Source organism: Leifsonia sp. AG29 (genome assembly GCF_009765225.1).
Taxonomy (GTDB): Bacteria; Actinomycetota; Actinomycetes; order Actinomycetales; family Microbacteriaceae; genus Leifsonia.
Genome location: NZ_VMSF01000001.1, coordinates 1,944,523 through 1,965,140 on the forward strand (window position 1 = coordinate 1,944,523; position 20,618 = coordinate 1,965,140).

At 70.6% G+C, this 20,618-nt stretch carries 20 protein-coding genes; 1 reads left to right on the top strand and 19 read right to left on the bottom strand.

The features are described 5' to 3' along the window. Positions 1 to 6 precede the first annotated feature (6 nt). From FPT20_RS09370 to FPT20_RS09455, 18 genes are all read right to left on the bottom strand, one after another. Positions 7 to 822, bottom strand: a complete 816-nt coding sequence (locus FPT20_RS09370; protein ID WP_158864662.1) for a DivIVA domain-containing protein — start codon at positions 820 to 822, stop codon at positions 7 to 9. Between the two features lie 147 nt (positions 823 to 969). Next, positions 970 to 1,266: a YggT family protein gene (locus FPT20_RS09375; RefSeq protein ID WP_158864664.1), complete on the bottom strand. Its 297-nt coding sequence runs from the start codon at positions 1,264 to 1,266 to the stop codon at positions 970 to 972. Between the two features lie 73 nt (positions 1,267 to 1,339). After that, on the bottom strand, positions 1,340 to 1,855 hold the full coding sequence (locus tag FPT20_RS09380; protein ID WP_158864666.1) for a cell division protein SepF: 516 nt from the start codon (positions 1,853 to 1,855) through the stop codon (positions 1,340 to 1,342). A 69-nt stretch (positions 1,856 to 1,924) separates the two neighbouring features. Beyond that, positions 1,925 to 2,626: a YggS family pyridoxal phosphate-dependent enzyme gene (locus FPT20_RS09385; protein WP_158864668.1), complete on the bottom strand. Its 702-nt coding sequence runs from the start codon at positions 2,624 to 2,626 to the stop codon at positions 1,925 to 1,927. After that, the gene (gene ftsZ / locus FPT20_RS09390; protein WP_158864670.1) at positions 2,592 to 3,770 is read right to left on the bottom strand and encodes a cell division protein FtsZ; all 1,179 of its coding nucleotides are present in this window, start codon (positions 3,768 to 3,770) and stop codon (positions 2,592 to 2,594) included. Before ftsZ ends, FPT20_RS09385 begins: the two co-directional genes overlap by 35 nt. Before the next feature lie 142 nt (positions 3,771 to 3,912). Beyond that, on the bottom strand, positions 3,913 to 4,785 hold the full coding sequence (locus FPT20_RS09395; RefSeq protein ID WP_233265460.1) for an FtsQ-type POTRA domain-containing protein: 873 nt from the start codon (positions 4,783 to 4,785) through the stop codon (positions 3,913 to 3,915). A gap of 149 nt (positions 4,786 to 4,934) precedes the next feature. Then, positions 4,935 to 6,383 carry a UDP-N-acetylmuramate--L-alanine ligase gene (murC, locus tag FPT20_RS09400; RefSeq protein WP_199245739.1) on the bottom strand — a complete coding sequence of 483 codons (1,449 nt, stop codon included), beginning with the start codon at positions 6,381 to 6,383 and terminating at the stop codon, positions 4,935 to 4,937. Positions 6,384 to 6,440: 57 nt separating this feature from the next. Further along, positions 6,441 to 7,520, bottom strand: a complete 1,080-nt coding sequence (locus tag FPT20_RS09405) for a UDP-N-acetylglucosamine--N-acetylmuramyl-(pentapeptide) pyrophosphoryl-undecaprenol N-acetylglucosamine transferase (protein WP_158864674.1) — start codon at positions 7,518 to 7,520, stop codon at positions 6,441 to 6,443. Then, on the bottom strand, positions 7,517 to 8,677 hold the full coding sequence (gene ftsW / locus FPT20_RS09410; protein WP_233265461.1) for a putative lipid II flippase FtsW: 1,161 nt from the start codon (positions 8,675 to 8,677) through the stop codon (positions 7,517 to 7,519). Before ftsW ends, FPT20_RS09405 begins: the two co-directional genes overlap by 4 nt. Before the next feature lie 40 nt (positions 8,678 to 8,717). Further along, positions 8,718 to 10,268 (bottom strand): UDP-N-acetylmuramoyl-L-alanine--D-glutamate ligase, encoded by a 1,551-nt coding sequence (murD, locus tag FPT20_RS09415; protein ID WP_158864679.1) that lies wholly within the window; start codon positions 10,266 to 10,268, stop codon positions 8,718 to 8,720. Beyond that, positions 10,265 to 11,377, bottom strand: coding sequence for a phospho-N-acetylmuramoyl-pentapeptide-transferase (mraY, locus tag FPT20_RS09420; RefSeq protein WP_158864681.1), 1,113 nt, complete (start codon positions 11,375 to 11,377; stop codon positions 10,265 to 10,267). The genes murD and mraY overlap by 4 nt, the downstream gene beginning before the upstream one ends. Beyond that, entirely contained in the window at positions 11,374 to 12,783 is a 1,410-nt protein-coding gene (locus tag FPT20_RS09425) for a UDP-N-acetylmuramoyl-tripeptide--D-alanyl-D-alanine ligase (RefSeq protein WP_158864683.1), read from the bottom strand. The genes mraY and FPT20_RS09425 overlap by 4 nt, the downstream gene beginning before the upstream one ends. Further along, positions 12,780 to 14,324 (bottom strand): Mur ligase family protein, encoded by a 1,545-nt coding sequence (locus FPT20_RS09430; protein WP_158864685.1) that lies wholly within the window; start codon positions 14,322 to 14,324, stop codon positions 12,780 to 12,782. Before FPT20_RS09430 ends, FPT20_RS09425 begins: the two co-directional genes overlap by 4 nt. A 26-nt stretch (positions 14,325 to 14,350) precedes the next feature. Beyond that, positions 14,351 to 16,093 carry a peptidoglycan D,D-transpeptidase FtsI family protein gene (locus FPT20_RS09435; RefSeq protein WP_158864687.1) on the bottom strand — a complete coding sequence of 581 codons (1,743 nt, stop codon included), beginning with the start codon at positions 16,091 to 16,093 and terminating at the stop codon, positions 14,351 to 14,353. Positions 16,094 to 16,112: 19 nt separating this feature from the next. Beyond that, positions 16,113 to 16,775: a hypothetical protein gene (locus FPT20_RS09440; protein ID WP_233265462.1), complete on the bottom strand. Its 663-nt coding sequence runs from the start codon at positions 16,773 to 16,775 to the stop codon at positions 16,113 to 16,115. Beyond that, complete coding sequence (gene rsmH, locus FPT20_RS09445; protein ID WP_158864689.1) at positions 16,772 to 17,722, bottom strand: 16S rRNA (cytosine(1402)-N(4))-methyltransferase RsmH; 951 nt, start codon at positions 17,720 to 17,722, stop codon at positions 16,772 to 16,774. The genes FPT20_RS09440 and rsmH overlap by 4 nt, the downstream gene beginning before the upstream one ends. A 118-nt stretch (positions 17,723 to 17,840) precedes the next feature. Next, entirely contained in the window at positions 17,841 to 18,272 is a 432-nt protein-coding gene (mraZ, locus tag FPT20_RS09450) for a division/cell wall cluster transcriptional repressor MraZ (protein ID WP_158864691.1), read from the bottom strand. Between the two features lie 280 nt (positions 18,273 to 18,552). Further along, the gene (locus tag FPT20_RS09455; protein ID WP_158864693.1) at positions 18,553 to 18,930 is read right to left on the bottom strand and encodes a DUF3040 domain-containing protein; all 378 of its coding nucleotides are present in this window, start codon (positions 18,928 to 18,930) and stop codon (positions 18,553 to 18,555) included. 78 nt (positions 18,931 to 19,008) lie between these two features. On the opposite strand from FPT20_RS09455, the gene FPT20_RS09460 reads away from it, so the two are divergent. Continuing rightward, positions 19,009 to 20,124, top strand: a complete 1,116-nt coding sequence (locus FPT20_RS09460; RefSeq protein ID WP_158864695.1) for a polyprenyl synthetase family protein — start codon at positions 19,009 to 19,011, stop codon at positions 20,122 to 20,124. A 12-nt stretch (positions 20,125 to 20,136) separates the two neighbouring features. Here the strand turns inward: FPT20_RS09460 and FPT20_RS09465 are convergent, their stop codons facing one another. Beyond that, positions 20,137 to 20,481, bottom strand: coding sequence for an Rv2175c family DNA-binding protein (locus FPT20_RS09465; protein ID WP_158864697.1), 345 nt, complete (start codon positions 20,479 to 20,481; stop codon positions 20,137 to 20,139). Between the last annotated feature and the right edge of the window lie 137 nt (positions 20,482 to 20,618).

The window sequence follows — 20,618 nt, forward strand, 5'->3', positions numbered from 1 at the left end:
GAGGGACTAGCCTCCAAAGCCGGGGAAGACCGGGGGCTGGCCCTGGCCCTGGGCGTTGCCGTCGTCGGAACCGCCGGCCGCGACCGGGGCCGGGACACCCGCGGCGGGACGCGCCTGCTGGCCCTGGCCGCCGAAGCCGGCCGGCTGCGACACCGGGGTGTCGAGCTCGCGCAGCTGGCCCTCGATGTAGCTCTTGAGACCCTTGCGGTAGTCGCGCTCGAAGGTGCGCAGCTCGTCGATGCGGCGCTCGAGCCCGGTGCGCTCCTGGTCGAGGGCGCTGATCTGGGCGCGCTGCTTCGACTCGGCCTCGGCGACGATGCGGGCGGCGGTGGCGTGGCCCTCGGCGATCAGCGCGTCGCGCTTCTCGACGCCCTCGCGCACGTGCTCCTCGTGGAGGCGGCGGGCGAGCTGGAGGAGGTTGTTGGTGGCGTTCGGGTCGTTCGGGTTGTCAGCGGGAGCCGCGTACGACGGAGCCGCCGCCTGCTGCGGCTGCTGCTTCGCCTCGGCGAGCTGCTGCTGCGTCTGCGAGAGTCGCTGCTTGAGCTCGTCGTTCTCGCGCTGAAGACGCTCGGTCTCGCCGTTGTCGGCCGGCGCGGTCGCGACGGCCGCGGGACCGGACTGACCGCCGCTGCGCTGCAACTCCGCGATGCGCGAGTCGGCCGCCACGAGCCGCTGCTTGAGCTCGTCGTTCTCCTGGCCCAGACGACGCAGTTCGACGACGACCTCGTCGAGGAAGTCGTCGACCTCGTCCTGGTCGTAGCCCTCGCGGAACTTCGTCGGCTGGAACCGCTTGTTGACTACATCTTCCGGAGTCAGCGCCATGGCAAGCCACCTTAGATCTTCTAAAACGAACAGAAAGTGCGTTCAGCCAACGCTAGCAAAGTGCGCACACTCCGCGCACTCCGCCGCACCTCGCGCGCCGGCTCTGCAACCCTATAACGGAGCGCCCAGCCGACACGCTCACGACTCTCAGCGGAATGCCAGTGTGATGTACAGGCCGATGATGACGGCGAGCATGGTGAGACTCCACCCGAAGTCGATCGCGACCGGGCCCATGGACAGCCGCGGGATGATCCGGCGGAAGAACCGGATCGGCGGGTCGGTCACGACATACGTCGACTCAGCGAGCACGAGACCGAACCCGCGGGGTCGCCACTGGCGCGCGAACACGCGGACGAGATCGAGCACGAACCGGGCCCAGAGCACGAAGAAGTAGATCAGGAGGAGGTAGTACGCGACGGTCGCGACGATCGAGACGACAAACACGATTCAAGTATGGACGAAAGCGCACTGCCCCCCGACGGGGACGGTGCGCTCACGGGGTTCCGGGGGCGGGCGCTCAGGCCTGAGCGAAGAAGGAGGCGTCGACCTCGGCGTCCTGGCCGCCGTGCTCGCCGGAGACGACGACGTGCGACGGGGAGAGGAGGAAGACCTTCGGGGTGACCCGCTCGATCTTGCCGTAGAGACCCTGCGAGAGGCCGCTGGCGAAGTCGATGAGGCGGCGGGCGTCGCCCTCGCTCATCTGAGAGAGGTTGATGATGACCGGGACACCCTCGCGGAACGACTCGGCGATCGCCTGGGCGTCGCGGTACTGGCGGGGGTGGACCGTGAGGATCTCGTTCATTTCCTGTACCGATGCATTCCGTGCGGTGGACGCCTTGCGCAGCGGCGTGACCGGAGCGCGGCCGGCCGCGGGAGCGACCGGGGCGGGGTGGGGGACGGCCTGGACCGGCGGCTGGGCGGGGGCCTCGCGGCGCGGCGCGTGCTGCACCGGCTCCTGAGGCTCCTCGTCGAACTCCAGCTCCTCGTCGGCGAGGCCGAGGTAGACCATCGTCTTCTTCAGCGGGTTGGCCATGCGCTTCCTCCGTCTTGACCAGTGCGCCGACGGGACGCCTCGCACTTCGGAACCTTGTTGGTTTCGAGATTAACGAGGTTGCGGCCGATTCCCGGTAATGGCGGTCCCGATCCGAAGGTGTGTCGCGCCCGCGGCGATCGCCTCGCGGTAGTCCTGGGACATTCCGGCGGAGATGGCCGTCGCCTCCGGGGCGATAGCGCGGACGCGCTCGCTTGCCGCGCGGACGCGCTCGAACGCGCGGGCGGGCTCCTCGTCGATGGGGGCGACGGCCATGAGACCGAGCAGGCGCAGCCCGGGCGTCGCGAGCACATGCTCGACGAGCGGTTCGAGGTCCCGGTCGGCCACGCCTCCCCTCGCGGGGTCGTCCGTGAGGTTGAGCTGGACGAACGCGTCGACCGTGCCCTCCTCGGAGCGGAGCGCGTCCACGAGGGACAGTCGGTCGACCGAGTGGATGACGCTCGCGTAGCGGCGCACCTGACGGGCCTTCTTGCTCTGCAGCTGCCCGACGAAGTGCCACGTCAGCGCGAGGTCGGCGAGCTCGGCAGCCTTCTCCTGCGCCTCCTGGTGCCGGTTCTCCCCCACGTCGCGCACCCCGAGCGCCGCGAGTTCGCGGACGAGCGATGCGGGGTGGAACTTCGTGACCACCACGCAGGTCACCTCCTCGGGCGAGCGGGCCGCCGCCCGTGCCGCGTCGGCGATGCCGGCACGGACGGCGGCGAGCCGCTCCGCGAGAGGGCTACTTGAGGAAGTCGGGGATGTCGAGGTCGTCATTCTCGTCGTCGAAAGCCGGGTCCTTCTGGGGTGCCGCTTCGGCGGCCGGGTGCTCCCCCGCGTGCCATGACTCGGTCTGGGGAGCCGCGACCTCGCCGGCCTCGACCGCGGCCGACGACTGCAGGGCCGCCTCCTCCGAGCCGGCCTCGACGAAGCTCGACCGGCGGCTGTCGTTCACCGCGGGACGGCTGTTCGGCTCGCCGCCGTCGAAGCCCGCCGCGATGACGGTCACGCGGACCTCGTCGCCCAGGGTGTCGTCGATGACCGCGCCGAAGATGATGTTCGCCTCCGGGTGCACCGCCTCCTGCACGAGCCGGGCGGCGTCGTTGATCTCGAAGATGCCGAGGTTCGATCCGCCCTGGATCGAGAGCAGGACGCCGTGCGCCCCGTCGATCGAGGCTTCGAGGAGGGGCGACGCCACCGCGAGCTCGGCCGCTTTGATGGCGCGGTCCGCGCCCCGGGACGAGCCGATGCCCATGAGAGCGCTGCCCGCGCCCTGCATGACCGACTTGACGTCGGCGAAGTCGAGGTTGATGAGACCGGGGGTCGTGATGAGGTCGGTGATGCCCTGGACACCGGCGAGGAGGACCTGGTCGGCGGTCGAGAACGCCTCCAGCATGCTGATGCCGCGATCGCTGATCTCGAGGAGACGGTCGTTCGGCACCACGATGAGGGTGTCGACCTCTTCCTTCAGCCGCTGCACGCCCGACTCGGCCTGCTGCTGGCGGCGCTTGCCCTCGAACGAGAACGGCTTGGTGACGACACCGATGGTCAGCGCGCCGATGGACTTCGCGATGCGGGCCACGACGGGTGCGCCGCCGGTTCCCGTGCCGCCGCCCTCTCCCGCGGTCACGAAGACCATGTCGGCGCCGGCGAGGGCCTCCTCGATCTCCTCGGCATGGTCCTCGGCGGCGCGGCGGCCGACCTCGGGATCGGCGCCGGCACCGAGGCCGCGGGTGATCTCGCGGCCGACGTCGAGCTTCACGTCGGCGTCGCTCATCAGCAGCGCCTGGGCGTCCGTGTTGATGGCGATGAACTCGACGCCGCGCAGGCCGAGCTCGATCATGCGGTTGACGGCGTTGACGCCGCCACCGCCGATGCCGACGACCTTGATCACGGCGAGGTAGTTCTGGTTTGCTGTCACGTCCGGCCTCCACGGGAACCTTCAACCTCAAGTCGAGGCTTAAAGTTATGCTGAGTATGCAATTCTCGATCTGACGGTATGCGCGCGGGCGCCCCCGCCGCGGCAGGCGCGGGGCGTGTCGGGAAACTGCACCGCATCGGGGTCATCCGGTCGTGACGCTGTGGGGCGAGGAGACGTCGTACCGGCTCGCCTTCGGGGCGCTCTTCAGCAGCGCTCCGAGGTCTGCCGCCTTGAGCTCGGAGTCCTCGGCACTCCCCCACACCACGGTCGCCGAGCGCCCTCGCAGCGTGAAGCTCACATCGTCCTTGGTCTTGGCGGTGATCGTGTCGACCTGCGAGAGCACGTCGGCGGGCAGCGCGCTCAGCACGCCGGCGGCCGCCGCGAACCCCGAGCCGGCGTTCGTCTCGGCCGACGCGCCCGAAGCCGCGATGAGGGGGTATCCCGCCGGCCGGCCGGCGCTGGAGGCGATCGGCACCTTCGCCGCGTCGACCAGGACGTACGCGCTCCCCTGCTGCACGACCCCGATCGCCTGACGCTCCACGACGCGGACCACGATCGAGTCCGGCGGCCGGCTCTCGATCGTGTAGCTGCGGATGAGCGGGAAGGCCGCGAGGTCCGCCGAGATCGCGGCCTGATCGAGCAGCGGCAGTGGAGTCCCGACCTGGTCGGAGAGCTTCTGCTCGATGGCGCCCGCGTCGAGCCGGGAGGTCCCCTCCACCCGGATGTGCCGGAGCGCGAGGAGCGGCGAGTACGCGATCAGGACGACACCGACCACGAGCGCGACCACGACACCGGCGGTGGCGAGCCACGCGATCCGGCGACGCCGCGACCGTCTCGTGAAGCGGCGCACCTCGCCGCGCTCGAGACGCCGGCGCTCCTTCCTGGCCGCCCGCAGGGCCCGCGCGATCTCCCGGTTGGTCGGCAGCTGCGGGATCTCGGCCGTGCCGTGACCGCGCGGCGGCGGGGCCGCGCCGGCATCGCGCGCCTCCTGCGGGATCGGGAGCGGGCCGGTCACCGTCTGCACCGCGCGGGGCGATGCGGCCGGCGGAGCGGGCGACGGCTCCTCCGCGCCCCCACGCCCGCCCGGCGCGGGCGAGGCCGCGGGCGACGGCGGAGGCGCCGGAGGCCGATCGAAACCCTGGGGACGCTTCACCGGCGCTGGTCCTACTCCGTGCGGGCCGCCGCACCGGCGTCGGCGGACGCGGCCGGCCCGGTGCGACGCAGCGAGTCGAGGAGCTGGGGGACGATCCGGTACACGTCGCCGCAGCCGAGAGTGATGACGAAGTCGCCCTCCCGGGCGATCCTCGCGGTGTGGTCGGCCGCCTCCTGCCAGTCGGCGATGAACGCGACGCGCTCGGGATGCTCGAACCGCTCGGCGACGAGGGCGCCGGTCACCCCGGGCTCCGGGTCCTCCCGGGCGCCGTAGACGTCGAGGACGACCGTCTCGTCGGCGTACCGCTCCAGCGTCTCCGCGAACTCCTTGGCGAACAGACGGGTCCGGCTGTAGAGGTGCGGCTGGTGGACGGCGATGATGCGGCCGTCGCCGACGACGGTCCGCGCGGCCGACAGGGCGGCGGCGACCTCGGTGGGGTGATGGGCGTAGTCGTCGTAGACGCTGACGCCGCCGATCGTGCCGTGCAGTTCGAAGCGGCGCTCGGTCCCTCCGAACTCGGCGATCGCGGCGAGCGAGCGCTCGGGATCGAAGCCGAGGCCCGTGAGCACAGCGAACGCGCCTCCCGCGTTGATCGCGTTGTGGCGGCCGGGGACCCGGAGTCGCGCGGCGTAGTCCTGGCCGTCGTAGCGGACGGCGAAGGAGACGGGGCCCTCGGTCACGATCGAGTGGACGCGCACGTCGGCGTTCTCGGCCTCGCCGAAGGTGATGATGCGCTTGTCCGGCGCCGCCTCGCGCAGGCGCCCGGTGACGTGGATCGCCCCCGGATCGTCCGACGAGACGGCGACGAAGTCGTCCGCCTCCCGGGCGAAAGTGACGAAGGCGTCCTCGAAGGCCTCCAGGGACCCGTAGTGATCGAGGTGGTCCGGGTCGACGTTCGTGATCAGCGCGACGGCCGTGTCGTAGAGGAGGAACGAGCCGTCCGACTCGTCGGCCTCGACGACGAACAGCTCTCCGCTGCCCGCCTGGGAGCTCTTCCCGAGGGAGGCGATGACGCCGCCGTTGACGAAGCTCGGGTCCTCGCCGAGGCCCAGGAGGCCGGTGATGATCATTCCCGTGGACGTGGTCTTGCCGTGCGCGCCGGCGACGGCCACGAGGCGCTTGCGGCTGATCAGCCAGGCGAGGGCCTGCGACCGGTGCAGCACCGGCAGCCCCTTGGCCAGAGCGAGCTGGTACTCGGGGTTGTCCTGCCAGAGGGCGCCGGTGACGACGAGGGTGTCGGCGTCGCCCACGTTGGCGGCGTCGTGCCCGATCGCGATCGTCGCGCCGAGCGCGCGGAGCGCGTCGATGTTGGAGGAGTGCCGGACGTCCGAGCCGGTGACCGGGTGGCCGGCCTCGAGGAAGAGCCGCGCGATCCCGCTCATGCCCGAACCGCCGATGCCCACGAAGTGCAGCCTCCCGAGCTCGTCGGGGAGGGGCATGCTGAGGTCGGGTTTGATCACGAGTACTGCTTTCGGTCGGGTGCGGGCTGCTCCATCAAGTATGACGCTACGCCCCGGTCAGGACGATCCGGCGAGGGCGCTCCGGATGAGGGCGACCATGCGGTCGGAGCCGTCGCGGACGCCCGCGGAAGCGGCGCGGCGCCCCATCTCGGCGACCCGGTCGCGGTCGGACAGCAAGGGCAGCAGGCCGGAGTCCACCCACCCGGGGAGGAACTCCGCGTCGTCGATCAGGAGGCCACCGCCCGCAGCCACGACGCCGGCGGCGTTGAAGCGCTGCTCGCCGTTGCCGATGGGGAACGGCACGTACACGGCCGGGATGCCGAGGGCGGCGAACTCGCTCACGGTCGCTGCTCCCGCTCGGGCGACCGCCAGATCGGTGAGCGCGAACGCCAGGTCCATGCGATCGCAATAGTCGATCAGGCGGTAGTGCTCCACGCCGGGGTCCGCCAGCTCGCCCCGGCCTCCTTGGATGTGCAGCACCTGCCAGCCCGCGGCCGTGAGCTCGGGGGCGCGGGCGGCGATCGTCTCGTTGATGCGCCGGGCACCCAGGGAGCCGCCGGTGACGAGCAGGGTCGGACGATCGCCGGCCAGCCCGAACTCGGCGAGGGCCGCGGGGCGCGCCGCGGACCGGTCGAGCTCCTCGATCTCCACGCGGAGGGGCATCCCGACGAAAGTGGCGTGCGGCAGGGGCGTTCCCTCGAACGCGACCCCGACCCAGCGGGTGTAGCGCGCACCGAGCCGGTTCGCGAGGCCCGGGCGCGCGTTCGCCTCGTGCTCGATCAGGGGCACGCCCTCCTTGCGCGCGGCCGAGTACGCCGGCGCGGAGGCGTAGCCGCCGAAGCCCACGACCGCGTCGATGCCCCTCTCGCGGATGAGCTGCCGGACCGTCGCCGTCGAGCGGCGGTACTCCCCCGGGAAGCGCAGCGCGGCGGCGTCGGGCCGGCGCGGGAACGGCAGCTTCGGGATCGTGGCGAGCTCGTAGCCGCGGGCGGGGACGAGCCGCGCCTCCAGCCCCTCCTTGGTGCCGAGGACGAGCACCTCCGAGGTCGGGTCGTCGCGGCGGAGCCGGTCGGCGACCGCGAGCAGGGGGTTCACGTGGCCGGCGGTGCCTCCGCCGGCGAGCAGATAGCGCGTCACCGCGCGACGCCCTTCGCGCGGCGCGCCTCCTTGGAACTGTGGCGGGCGAACGAGAGCACGATGCCGATGGCGACCATGGAGAAGATGATCGCAGTGCCTCCCCGGGAGATCAGTGGGAGCGGGACGCCGAGGACCGGGATCACGCCGAGGACCACCCCGATGTTCACGAACGCCTGGCCGATGATCCAGACCATGACCGCCGCCGTCGTCACGCGCGGGAACGGGTCGTCCGCGGCGTGGATGATGCGCAGGAACACGATCGCCAGGGTGACGAACAGGAGGAGCACCACGATCGCGCCGATGAGGCCGAGCTCCTCGCCGATGATCGCGAAGATGAAGTCGGTGTCGGCCGCGGGCAGCCACGACCACTTGGAGTGCGAGTTCCCGAGCCCGACGCCGAAGACTCCACCCGAGGCGAGGGCGTAGTAGCCGTTGTTGATCTGCCAATCGACGTCGGGGTTGGCGGCGCTGGTCCCGCCGAACATGGCGGCGATCCGGCCGAGGCGGCTTGCGCTCGAGATGGCCACGAAGAAGGCCAGGACCGCGACGCCCGAGAGCCCGACGACGAGGTAGCGGAGGCGCACGCCGGCGAAGTAGAGGCCGCCCAGCACGAACGCCGACATGATCATCGTCGTTCCGAGGTCGCCACCCAGGACCACCAGCCCGATCGCGGCGCCGGCGACCGGAACGACCGGCACCACGACGTGGCGCCAGTCGTGGAGCATGTCCCGCTTGCGGGAGAGCACGACACCGAGCCAGACGACGAGGGCGAGCTTGATCGCCTCCGACGGCTGGAGGGTCAGCGGTCCGACGCGGAGCCAGTTCCGGTTGCCGCCGATCTCCACGCCGAGGGGCGTGAGCAGGACGAGCACCTGGAGGAAGCAGGCCGCGCCGAGCAGGAACCACACCGTCCGCTGCCAGAACGCGAGGGAGAGCCGCGACACGAAGAGCATGAGCGGCAGGCCGATCAGCGCGAACGCCCCCTGCGACCAGAACGCGGCGAAGAAGTTGTTGCTGTCGTTGTGCGACTCCACCGCGGACGAGGAGAGGACCATCACGAGGCCGAACACGACGAGGAAGAGGGTCGTGCCGAGGAGCAGGAAGTAGTTGGCCGATTCGCTCGCCAGGGAGCGTCCCAGCGAGATCCGGGCGGTCAAGCCGGCCAGCCGGGAGGAGCGCGCCTCCGCGGATTCCGGCTCAGGCTCCGGAGCCGCCCTCCGGGTCCGTTCGGTCCGAGGCGGTGTCGCCGTCATCCGCCCCACCTCCCAAGAACTCGTTCACGGCCGCCTGGAACCTGCGCCCGCGTTCCGCATAGTCGGCGAACTGGTCCATCGATGCCGCGGCCGGGGCGAGCAGCACGGTGTCGCCCTCGCGGGCGAGGGCTCCGGCCAGCCGCACCGCCGTCGGCATGACCTCATCAGTCTCGTCGGCCTCGACCTCGCGAACGGGGAGCCCGGGGGCGTGTCGCTCGAATGCGGCCCGGAGGGCGGACCGGTCGGCGCCGATGATCACGGCGCCGCGGAGGCGCCCCACATGCTTGCTGACGAGCTCGTCGACGTCGACGCCCTTGAGGAGGCCACCGGCGACCCACACCACGGACGGATAGGCCCGGAGCGATGCGTCGGCCGCGTGGGGGTTCGTCGCCTTGGAGTCGTCGACCCAGCTGACGCCCGCCTCGACGCGGATCAGCTCGATCCGGTGCGCGTCGAGGCGGAACGCGGTGAGGACGTCCCGGATCACCTGCGGCGACACCCCGTAGGAACGGGCCAGTGCGCTCGCAGCGAGGATGTTGGCGACCACGTGGGGCGCCGCGAGCCCCGCCTCCTGGAGCTCGTCGAGCGTGGTCAGCTCGATGGCTGCGTGGGCGCGGTCCTCGAGGAACGCGCGGTCGCAGAGGATGCCGTCGACGATGCCGAAGTCGCTCGGACCCGGGACGTCGAGACCGAAGCCGATCGCGCGGGCGCCCTCGATGACCTCGGCCTCCTCGACCATGCGGAGGGTGTTGCGGTCGGCACGGTTGTAGACGCAGGCCACCTGGGTGTTCTCGTACACCTTCGCCTTCGCCGCGATATACGCCTCGAGCGAGCCGTGCCAGTCGAGGTGGTCGTCGGCGATGTTGAGGCACGCGGCGGAGTAGGGCGACAGCCGGCCGCCGGCGTTCCGTCCGACCCAGTGCAGCTGGTAGCTCGACAACTCGACCACGAGCACGTCGAACCCCTCGGGGTCGCGGATGGCGTCGAGGACGGGGACGCCGATGTTGCCGCAGGGCGCCACCCGGTATCCCGCCGCCAAGAGCATGGTCGCCGTGAGCTGGACGGTCGTCGTCTTGCCGTTGGTGCCTGTCACGCAGATCCAGTCGGCCGGATCGCCCACCTTGTCGCGCAGTCGCCAGGCGAGCTCGATGTCGCCCCACACGGCGACCTCCCGCTCGGCCGTCCAGAGGAGGAGGGGGTGATCCCAGTGGAATCCCGGTGAGACGACGACGAGCTCCGGCGAGAACTCGACCAGGCGCTCCGGCGGCGTGGACAGGTCCGGCGCGACGACGAGTTCGGCGCCGATCACCGACAGGAGCATCGTCCGCTCCTCGTCGGCACGCTCCGTCACCACGAGGACCTCGGCACCGAGCTCGGCCAGCGTGTCCGCGACCGCGAAACCCGTCACACCGAGCCCGTAGACCGCGACCCGGAGGCCTCGCCAGTCCGCGTGCCAGCTGGTCAGGGACCGGAGGCGCTCATCCGTCGCGGTCATGTCGCGAGCCATTCGAGGTAGAACGAGCCCACGCCCGCGGCGACCATGAGGCCGCCGATGATCCAGAACCGGACGACGACCGTCACCTCGGCCCACCCCTTCAGCTCGAAGTGGTGATGGATCGGGCTCATCAGGAAGATGCGCTTGCCGTGCGTGAGCTTGAAGTACGCGCGCTGCACGATGACCGAGCCGGCCTCGACGACGAAAAGGCCGCCGATGAGGACGAGGAGCAGCTCGGTCCGGCTGAGGATCGCCAGAGCCGCGACCGCGCCGCCGAGGGCGAGCGAGCCGGTGTCGCCGAGGAAGATCTGCGCCGGCGACGTGTTCCACCAGAGGAATCCGACGACCGCTCCGACGATCGCCGTGGCGACGATCGCGAGGTCGAACGGGTCGCGGACCTCGTAGCACTTCGCCACATTGGCCGGGTTGAGGCCGACGTTCGCACACGACTGGATCGACTGCCAGAAGCCGATGATGATGTAGGCGCCGATCGCGAGGATCGAGGCCCCGGACGCGAGGCCGTCGAGTCCGTCGGTCACGTTCACGCCGTTCGAGGTGGCGGCCACGATGAAGTTGATCCAGATGAGGTAGAGGCCGTAGCCCACGACCACCCCGATCAGCCCGAAGCGCGTGATGTCGCCGAAGTCGATCGGCAGGTCGCGGATGAACGAGACGCTCATCGTCGCCGGCGTGTAGCCGTTGCCGTTGGGGAACCGGATCGCGAGGAGCGCCCACACGGTCGCCACGACCACCTGACCGGCCACCTTGGCCCAGCCGGTGAGACCCAGACTGCGCTCGCGCCGCGTCTTCAGGAAGTCGTCGATGAAGCCGACGACACCGAGTCCGACCATGAGGAAGAGCACCAGCAGCGCGGAGACGCTCGTCTCGTCGCCGGTCAGGAGGAGCGCGGTGAAGTACCCGAACAGCGTCCCGAGGATGACGACGATGCCGCCCATCGTCGCGGTGCCGCGCTTCGCGTGGTGGCTCTGCGGACCGTCGTCGCGGATGAACTGGCCCCACTGGAGACGGCGGAACAACCGGATGAACAGCGGGGTCAGGAACAGCGTGAACGCCATGGACAGGGCACCGGAGGTCAGCAGCGCCCTCACGAGAAGGCCTCCCCCAACCGGTCGCCCAGGTGGCGCAGACCTGCGGAGTTCGAGGACTTCACCAGCACGATGTCGCCCGGGCGGAGCGCCCCGGAGAGGTGCTCGAACGCGGCGTCCTGGGTGTCGAAGTAGAGCGACTCGCCGTCCCACGAGCCTTCGTTGATGGCGGTGATGTGCATGCGGCGCGCCGACGGGCCGACCACCACGAGCTGGTCGATGCCCAGCCGGACGGCCAGCAGGCCGATGCGGTCGTGCTCCTCGCCCGAGAACTCGCCCAGCTCGCTCATCTCGCCGAGGACGGCGACGGTACGGCTCCCCGTGTCGGCGATCTGAGCCAGCGTCTTGAGCGCTGCGGCCATGGAATCGGGGCTCGCGTTGTACGCGTCGTTGATGACCGTGACCTCGTCGCCGCCCATGACCTCCATGCGCCACCGCTCGGCGGTGCGGACCGTCTGCAGAGCGGAGACGATGCGGTCGATGTCCACGCCGAGCGTGTGCGCGGCCGCCGCGGCGGCGAGGGCGTTCATGACGTGGTGCTCGCCGAGCACCTGGAAACGGACCGGGCGCGCCTCCCCGTCGGGCAGATGGAGCGTGAACGCCGTGCCGCGAGCGCCCGATACGACGTCCGTCGCCCGGACGTCTGCGCGCGGGTCGAGCCCGAACCACAGAACCCGGGCGACCGTCTTGTCGGCCATGGAGGCGACCCGCGGGTCGTCCCTGTTCAGCACGGCGACGTCGGACTCGAGCAGGTCGGCGACCATCTCGGTCTTGGCGCGCAGGGTCATCTCGATGCCGCCGAACTCACCGGCGTGCGCGAGGCCGACCTTGAGGACGATTCCGATGTCGGGCCGTGCCATCCGCACCAGGCGCGCGATCTCGCCGATGCCGCTCGCGCCCATCTCGGCGACGAGGAAGTCGGTCTCCTCGGTCACCTGGAGCATCGTCACGGGCGCACCGACCTCGTTGTTGAAGGAGGCGCGCGGCGCGATCGTCGAGCCGACCTGCTCGAGGATCGCACGGAGGAGGTTCTTGGTGGTCGTCTTGCCGTTCGACCCGGTCACGCCCACGACCTTGAGGCGGCCGAGCGCGCGGACGCGGGCGATGACCTCGGTGGCCAGGTCGCCGAGCGCGGTCACCGTGTCCTCGACGAGGAGCTGCGGAACCGGGAGGTCGAGAGCGTGGTCGACCACGATCAACGCGGCTCCCGCCTCCGCCGCCTGCGGCGCGAAGAGGTGCCCGTCGGTGAACTCGCCCGGCTTGGCGAAGAAGATGGTGCCCGGCTCCACCTCGCGCGAGTCGGTCGTGGAGAGGCCGCTCACGATCGTCTCCGGGGTCGCAGCGGTTCCGTCGAGCAGGAGCCGGCCGCGGGTCGCCGCGGCGATCTCGGCCAGGGTCAGCGCGATCACAGCCAGCCCGCCTCTCGGAGGGCGAGCTTGACGTCGTCGCGCGCCGAGTACGGGAGGCGCTCGCCGGCGACCTCCTGGTAGTTCTCGTGACCCGGCCCGGCGTAGAGGACGACGTCGCCCTCGCCGGCGAGCGACAGGGCCTTGCGGAACGCCGCACGCGGATCGGGGATCTCGTACAGCTCGAGCCCGGGGACCGCCGAACGGGCGCCCTCGAGGAGAGCCGCTCGGATCGCGGCAGGGTCTTCCCAGCGCGGGTGGAAGTCGGTGATGACGACGGCGTCCGAGCCGCGCGCGGCGATGGCGCCCATGTCGGTCCGCTTCGTGGTGTCGCGGTCGCCGTCCGCTCCGAACACCATGACGATGCGGCCGTCGGTCACCTTGCGGAGGGCGCTGAGCATCGACAGGAAGGCGTCGGGGCTGTGGCCGTAGTCGATGAACACGACCGGTCCGCGGTCGCCGGAGAGGCGCTCGGCACGGCCGGGGATGTACGCGTCGATCCCTCCGTCGCGCTCCAGGGCGGCGCCGATGGCGTCGAGGTCGTACCCCGACTCGACGAGCATCACGATCGCGAGGGCGGCGTTGGCGGCGTTGTAGGCGCCGAGCAGCGGGACGCTGGACTCGATCCGCCGTCCGTCCGGGCCCTCCAGCGAGAACGACGTGCGCGTGAGGGTCTCCTCCTGCACCGTCAGCCGCCACTCGGCGTCGGAAGCGGGCGAGCTCGACAGCGTCGCCACCGGGATGCGGGAGCGCTCGACGAGCGCGCGCCCCCAGTCGGAGTCGACGGTCACGACGCCGCGCCGGGCGCGGTCCGGCTGGAAGAGCTCGAGCTTCGCCGCGAAGTAGTCCTCCATGGCCGCGTAGTCGTCGAGATGGTCGTGGCTGAGGTTCGTGAAGCCGACGACGTCGAACACGATGCCGTCGACGCGGTGGCGGGTGAGGGCCTGCGCCGAGACCTCGATCGCGACGGCCCGGACGCCTCCCTCGCGCATGCGGGCGAGGAGCGCGTGGAGCTCGCTCGCCTCGGGCGTGGTGAGCTTGCTGGTGATCGCCGTGTCGCCGATGCGGCGCTCGGCGGTGGAGCTCAGGCCCGACACCACGCCGAGCTGGCCCAGGATCGCGTTCAGCAGGTAGACGACGCTCGTCTTGCCGTTGGTGCCGGTCACGCCGAACAGCGTCGCGGTGTTCTCGTCGGTGCGGTAGATCCAGCCGGAGACGGCCCCGAGAGCGGCGCGCGGGTCGGGCGTCACGATGACGGGGAGACTGGAGTCGGCAGCGAGGGCGGCTCCCTCCTCGTCGGTGAGCACGGCCACGGCGCCGTTCTCGGCGGCGGCGGACGCGTAACCGGCTCCGTGCGCGTTGCGCCCCGGCACGCCGACGTACAGGTCGCCGGGCTCGACCGCCGAGCTCGCAAGAGCCGCACCGGTCACCTCGACGCCGTCGAGGTCACCGCGCGCGTCGAGCCCGAACTCGGCGACCAGCTGGGCGAGCGGACGGGCGACGGGATGCTCGGGGCGCAGAGAGGAGGGCGCCGGTCCTGTCACGAGGCTCACTTTCCGTAGACGATGTCTCAGTAGTAGGGCGGATAGTCCGCCGGGCTCGACGTCGAAGGCTTCACCCGGTACGTCTTCAGCACCTGGCTCATGATCGTGTGGAACAGCGGAGCGGCGGCTGCCGACGAAGTAATGGTAGTCGGGTATCCGAGGTTGACCGAAACGACGTACTGGGGGTCGTCGACCGGGGCGACGCCCATCACGGACACGTAGTAGGAGGGCAGATACCCGCCTTTGCCGTCCGGCTGCTGGGCCGTTCCGGTCTTCGCCGCGACGCGGTAACCGGGGATCTGGAGCTGTTTCGCGAGCTCCCCCTTCGTCACCACGGACTCCATCATCCCGAGTGTCGTGGCGGCGGCCTGCGACGAGATCACCGGCACCGGAGTCGGCTTGGGGACCCCGGTCACGGTGCCGTCCGGCTGCTGGCACCCCTCGACGAGGCTGAGCGGGATACGGGTGCCCCCGTTGGCCAGCGCCTGGTACGCGTCGACCATCTGGAGCTGGGTGGCCGAGACGCCCTGCCCGAACATCGTGGCGTACTTGGTCTGGTCGTCCCACTCGGAGACGGGGTTGAGGATGCCCGAGGACTGACCCGGATACGGCAGGCCGGTCGCCTCGCCGATGCCGAACTTCTTCAGGAAGTCGTACCTCGTCTGGTCGCTCAGCGCGCGGCCCAGCTGCGACATGCCGGTGTTGGACGACATCATGAGCACCCCGGTCAGGGTGAGCGGCAGCGGTGCGTGGTAGCCCGAGTCGTGCAGGTCGGCGCCCTTGCCGGACTTCCACTCGTACGGCGCGAGGACCGGCGAGGCCGGTGTCGCCTTGCCCTGGTCGATGAGCATGGAGGCGGTGAGCGCCTTGAACGTGGAGCCCGGCTCGTAGGGCGTCGTGAACGGCAGGAGGCCCCAGTAGCCCGGATCGGTCGACGAGATGTCGTTCGGGTCGAGGGCGGGCCACTGCGCGATCGCCTTGATCTTCCCCGTCTTGGCCTCCGCCACCGTCACGAAGCCGAACTTCGAGCCCGTCGCGCCCACCTGCTGGGCGAGGGTCTGCTCGGCGAACCACTGGAGGTCGCCGTCGATCGTCAGCTTCAGCGTGCCGCCGTCCTTCGCCTCCTTCTGGACGACGGTGCTGCCGGGGATGGCGACGCCGTCGGCTCCGCGCTGGTACGTCTCGACGCCGTTCCGGCCCGCCAGGCAGCCGTTCTCGCTCTCCTCGAGGCCGGCATCGCCGCCCGAGGAGAGGAAGCCCAGCAGGTTCCCCGCGACGGCTCCGTTGGGATAGCTCCGCGCCTGCACCTTGCTGAAGGTCAGCCACGGGTACGGCAGCTTGTCGAGCCTGTCGAACGTGCCGACGTCCATGCCCGACTTGATGAGGACGTACTTCGACTTCGGGTCGGCCTTGAGCGCCCCGTCGATCAGCGCCGCGACGGCATCGCCGCCCTGGCCGGTGATCGCGCCGATCTTCGCGGCGGCCTCCAGCATCTTCGCGCGACCACCGGCGATCGCGTCGGACGGGGACGCCGCCGCCGTGTACTTGTAGATCGTCGTGGCGAGCACCGTGCCGTTCGCGTCGACGATGTCGCCGCGGTTACCGAGCAGCGGCGTCGAGACCTCCTTGGCGCGCACGGAGTCGTGCTGGAGCTCATCGGCGCGGACCACCTGGATGTCGACGAGTTTCGCACCGAGGATGCCGACGCTCGCGGCGACCGCCAGCACGGTCATGGCCGTCCGCCGCCGCAGCGTCTTCTTGGCGATCATGCCCGCATCCCGTCCGTCGTCAGTGCGTCACCGGGGTCGGCAGCGCTCCCTGCAACGGTACGGGCGCGGCGGTGGCGGGCGCGGTCGGCGCACCCGCGGTTGCGGAATTCTCAGCTTGGGATCCGGGTGTGGAGGAACCGTTCGCGGTGACGAGGGGGACTCCGGACAGCAACGCGTTGGGCACGAGATTGCCGGAACCGCCCGTGACGGGTCCGGCTGCACCGTTGGCGGCGATCGGGGCGCCGAGGACGGCGCCGTCGGACAGCCGCAGGTATGCCGGATTGCTGTTGCCCACCATTCCCAGCGCGTTGGCGTTCGCCGCGAGGTTCTGCGGCGACGAGACGCGGTTGAGGTCCTCCGACACGGCCTGGTACGAGCGCTGCAGCTGGGTCTGCTTCGCCTGCAGCGCGTCGAGCTGATACGCCCCCTGCGAGATGCCGATGCTCAGCAGGAGCTGCGCCACGACGACCGCGAGGATCGCCCCCACCGCGACGACTGCATAGAGCGCGCGAGGGCGGGCGCGGCGCTGTGCGCGCGACGGCACGACCTCGAGGTGCCCGCGCCGCGACTCCTCCCGCTCGATGGCGGGCGCGCCGGCGGCGGCCACGGCTGTCGCCGATCGTCCGCTCCACGCCGCGAGGGGCCTCCGTGGTGCCGTCGACTCCGCAAGACTCGTGCTCACGAGGCCCTCCTCACTCGTTCGGCGGCACGCAGGCGTACCGGGGTCGCGCGCGGGTTGCGCGCCTTCTCTTCGTCATCGGCCAGCTCGGCGCCCCTGATCAGCAGGGTCAGTTCCGGCTTGTGCTCGGGGAGTTCCACCGGGAGTCCGGCGGGTGCCGTGGAACTCGATCGCCGCGCCAGTTCCCGCTTCACGATGCGGTCTTCGAGCGACTGGTAGGACTCCACGACGATGCGGCCCCCGACGGCGAGGGCATCGATCGCTGCGGGGATGGCCCGCTCCAGAACCGCGAGCTCCTGGTTCACCTCGATGCGCAGTGCCTGGAACACGCGCTTCGCCGGGTGACCCTGCCGCTGAGCCGCCGCGGGCGTCGCCTTAGCGATGAGGTCGACGAGCTGTGCGGAGCGGGTCAGCGGTTCGTGCTGGCGCGCCTCCACGATGCGCCGGGCGTAGCGCGAGGCGAGCTTCTCCTCGCCGTAGTCGCGGAAGATCCGGCGCAGCTCGGCTTCGGAGTACTCGGCGAGGACCACCTCGGCGGTGAGCTCGCTCGTGCTGTCCATGCGCATGTCGAGCGGGGCGTCCTTCGAGTAGGAGAACCCCCGCTCCACCCGGTCGAGCTGGAGGGAGGAGACGCCGAGGTCGAACAGCACACCGTCCGCCTCGGCGAAGCCGAGGTCGTCGAGCGCCTCCCGGATGCCGTCGTACACGGTGTGGACGAGGTGCACCCGCTCGCCGAAGCGCGCCAGCCGCTCCCCCGCGATCGCCAGGGCCTCGGGGTCGCGGTCGAGGCCCACGAGCACCGCCTCCGGGAAGCGCTCGAGGACGCCGGCCGAGTGACCGCCCATGCCGAGAGTGGCGTCGACGAAGACGGCGCCGGGACGCCGGAGGGCGGGGGCGAGCAACTCGATGCAGCGCTCGAGGAGCACCGGGGTGTGGATGTCGTCGGTCATAGCCGTTCGGGATCCCGTCTCGCCTCCCTGATCCTGGATCCCCATCCATCCCGACCTGACACCGGGGAAGTGGTGTCAGGGCGTATGGCTGGGAGTCCGGGACCAGGGCTCGGCGCGACTAGAACAATCCCGGGATCACCTCCTCCTCCGTCGTGGCGAACGTGGCCTCCTGCTCCGCCAGGTAGGTCTCCCAGGCCTGTGCGTCCCAGATCTCCGCGCGGCTGCCCGCGCCGATCACGACGAGGTCGCGATCCAGTCCCGCGTACGAGCGCAGCGTCGGCGGGATGGTCACCCGGTTCTGCTTGTCCGGGACCTCCGCGCTCGCCCCCGAGAGGAACACGCGCAGGTAGTCGCGGGCCTGCTTGCTCGTCACCGGCGCCTGCCGGATCTTCTCGTGCAGTGCTTCGAACTCGCGCTGGGAGAAGACGTAGACGCAGTGCTCCTGGCCGCGGGTGAGGACGAGGCCGGAGGCGAGCTCATCCCGGAATTTGGCCGGCAGGATGATGCGCCCCTTGTCGTCGAGCTTGGGCGAATGGGTACCGAGGAACATCGGCTGCCACCCCCACTCTCCCGGCCCAGGTTGCGGTGTGCCTCCACTTTACTCCACTTTCATCCACAAAATCAGCCAGAGCGAGGCATTTGCCCCGAAAAGGGGTCAAAGAACCGCGAAAAGTCAGGGCGCAGCGCGGTGGAGGGAAATGGAGGAGGGAGTGCAGCGAGTGGAGTGCCCGAGGCAGCAAAAAAGGGCCGATCCGAAGATCGGCCCATCACGGGTGCCGGAGTGGAGAGAAGGGGAGGGCCCTCACGCGCCGCCGTCGGCGGCTCCGGCGTCAGCTCTGCTGGTCGTCGTTGCGCTTGTCCCACCGGTCGTTCATGCGGTCCATGAACCCGGACGGTCCGCGACCCGCCTTGGTGCGCCCCTGGGGCGCATCCGGGTCGACCGCGACCCGCTTGCCGGGAGCGATCGCGACGAGCACCCCGACGAACATGACCACGAATCCGAGGATGCCTACGAGCGGCTGCTGGACGAGCACGCCGGTCACGAGCACGCCGACGCCCACGACGGCGAGCAGGATGCCCAGCACGATCGAGCGATACGCGGGCCGCGCCCGCTTGCCTCCGACCTTCGCGACGAAGTCTGCGTCGTTCTGATAGAGGCTGCGCTCCATCTCTTCGAGGAGGCGCTGCTCATGTTCCGAAAGCGGCATCCGATTCCCCCTCTTTCTTGCGGGTAGAGGCGTTGGTGAAGCTGATTGTAGCCAAGGCACTCTGGCTAGGCTAGGCGTGTGTCTGAAAGCATCCGATTCGTCGACCTCATCCAGTCCAGAATCGATGGATTCTTCGATGCGCGTGCCTCCATTCTCGTCTCGATAGCAGACGAACTCTCGCCTGTGGCGGCTTTCTCAAGGGAATTTCTCAGCGGCGGCAAGCGATTCCGCGCCCTCTTCTGCTTCTGGGGCTGGCAGGCCGTGCGGAGCGACGACGACGCCGAGGACCAGCCCGTGGTGGCGGGCGGACCGCTCGACGCCGTGGTCTCGGCGGCGAGCGCGCTCGAGCTCTTCCACGCTGCGGCACTCGTGCACGACGACCTCATCGACAACTCGGACACCCGCCGCGGCGCCCCGTCGGCGCATCGCCGCTTCGAGCGGTTGCACGGAGACGAGGCCTGGCGGGGCTCCGGCGAGCAGTTCGGCCTCGGAGCCGCGACCCTCCTCGGCGACCTGCTCCTCATCCTCAGCGACGAGCTGTTCGACGAGGGGCTCGCCCAGGTCGTCAGCCCGGCCGCCCGGCGCGCGGCGCGGGCCGAGTTCAACCGCATGCGCCTGGAGGTGACGGCCGGCCAGTACCTCGACATCTTCGAGGAGATCGGGTGGGCCGCGCGCCCGGACGCGGAGCAGCTCCAGCAAGCGGAGCGCGTGATCGTCTACAAGTCGGCCAAGTACTCCATCGAGTCGCCCCTCCTGATCGGTGCGAGCCTCGCCGGGGCGAGCCCGGCGCAGCTCGAGGCCCTGCGCGGGTTCGGGCTCCCGCTCGGCGTCGCCTATCAGCTGCGGGACGACCTGCTCGGCGTCTTCGGGGACGCGGCGGTCACCGGCAAGCCCAGCGGAGACGATCTGCGCGAGGGGAAGCGCACCGTGCTGATCGCGCTCACGCGGGAGGCGCTCCCCTCCGGCGCGCGCGCCGCGCTCGACGAGCTGCTGGGCGATCCGGACCTCACCCCCGAGCAGATCCGCACGATGCAGGCGACGATCCGGGACTCCGGCGCCGTCGACCGCGTCGAGCGGATGATCGAGGAGAACGTGGAGCGCGCGCTCGCGGCACTGGACCGGGCGCCGATCGGCGCATCGGCCAAGGCGCAGCTGCGCTCGCTCGCGGTGACGGTCACCCGGCGCGCTGCCTGAACCGCACCGAGCTCAGGCGAGCGCCTGCGCCACCCTCCGGACCTCGGCCTTGCGGCCGGCGCGCAGCGCCTCGATGGGCGCGGTGCCGAGGCTCTCCTCCTCGGCCAGGAGCCAGTCGACGGCCTCCTCGTCGTCGAACCCGGAATCGGCGAGGACGACGAGGGTCCCGCGCAGCTCGCTCAGCGGCTGCCCGTCCTTGAGGAAGACGGCGGGGACCTTCAGCACGCCGTCGACGCGTTTGGCTCCGAGGTGCTTGTCCTCGATGAGACGGCGGACGCGGCTGACGCTGAGGCCGAGGAGGTCGACGAGGTCGGGGACGGTCAGCCACTTGGTGGTGGTCTGGAGGTGGTCGCTCACCCTTCCAGCGTGCCACGTCCGGCGGTCCCCGAGCGGAGAGGGCGATTGTTACGATCATGTAAACTCACGTCACATCGGTCACTTCCGTTGACTCCTCTCCCTCGGCGTGCGAGCGTGGAGTCGGTCGTGAGACTCGA

What these genes read in the sequence shown, in the direction of transcription:
- FPT20_RS09370 (WP_158864662.1), bottom strand. Translation starts at nt 822, where the DNA reads ATGGCGCTGACTCCGGAAGATGTAGTCAACAAGCGGTTCCAGCCGACG.
- FPT20_RS09435 (WP_158864687.1), bottom strand. Translation starts at nt 16,093, where the DNA reads ATGATCGCCAAGAAGACGCTGCGGCGGCGGACGGCCATGACCGTGCTG.
- murD (WP_158864679.1), bottom strand. Translation starts at nt 10,268, where the DNA reads ATGACCGCGACGGATGAGCGCCTCCGGTCCCTGACCAGCTGGCACGCG.
- FPT20_RS09385 (WP_158864668.1), bottom strand. Translation starts at nt 2,626, where the DNA reads ATGACGACCTCGACATCCCCGACTTCCTCAAGTAGCCCTCTCGCGGAG.
- rsmH (WP_158864689.1), bottom strand. Translation starts at nt 17,722, where the DNA reads ATGACCGACGACATCCACACCCCGGTGCTCCTCGAGCGCTGCATCGAG.
- FPT20_RS09380 (WP_158864666.1), bottom strand. Translation starts at nt 1,855, where the DNA reads ATGGCCAACCCGCTGAAGAAGACGATGGTCTACCTCGGCCTCGCCGAC.
- FPT20_RS09455 (WP_158864693.1), bottom strand. Translation starts at nt 18,930, where the DNA reads ATGCCGCTTTCGGAACATGAGCAGCGCCTCCTCGAAGAGATGGAGCGC.
- mraZ (WP_158864691.1), bottom strand. Translation starts at nt 18,272, where the DNA reads ATGTTCCTCGGTACCCATTCGCCCAAGCTCGACGACAAGGGGCGCATC.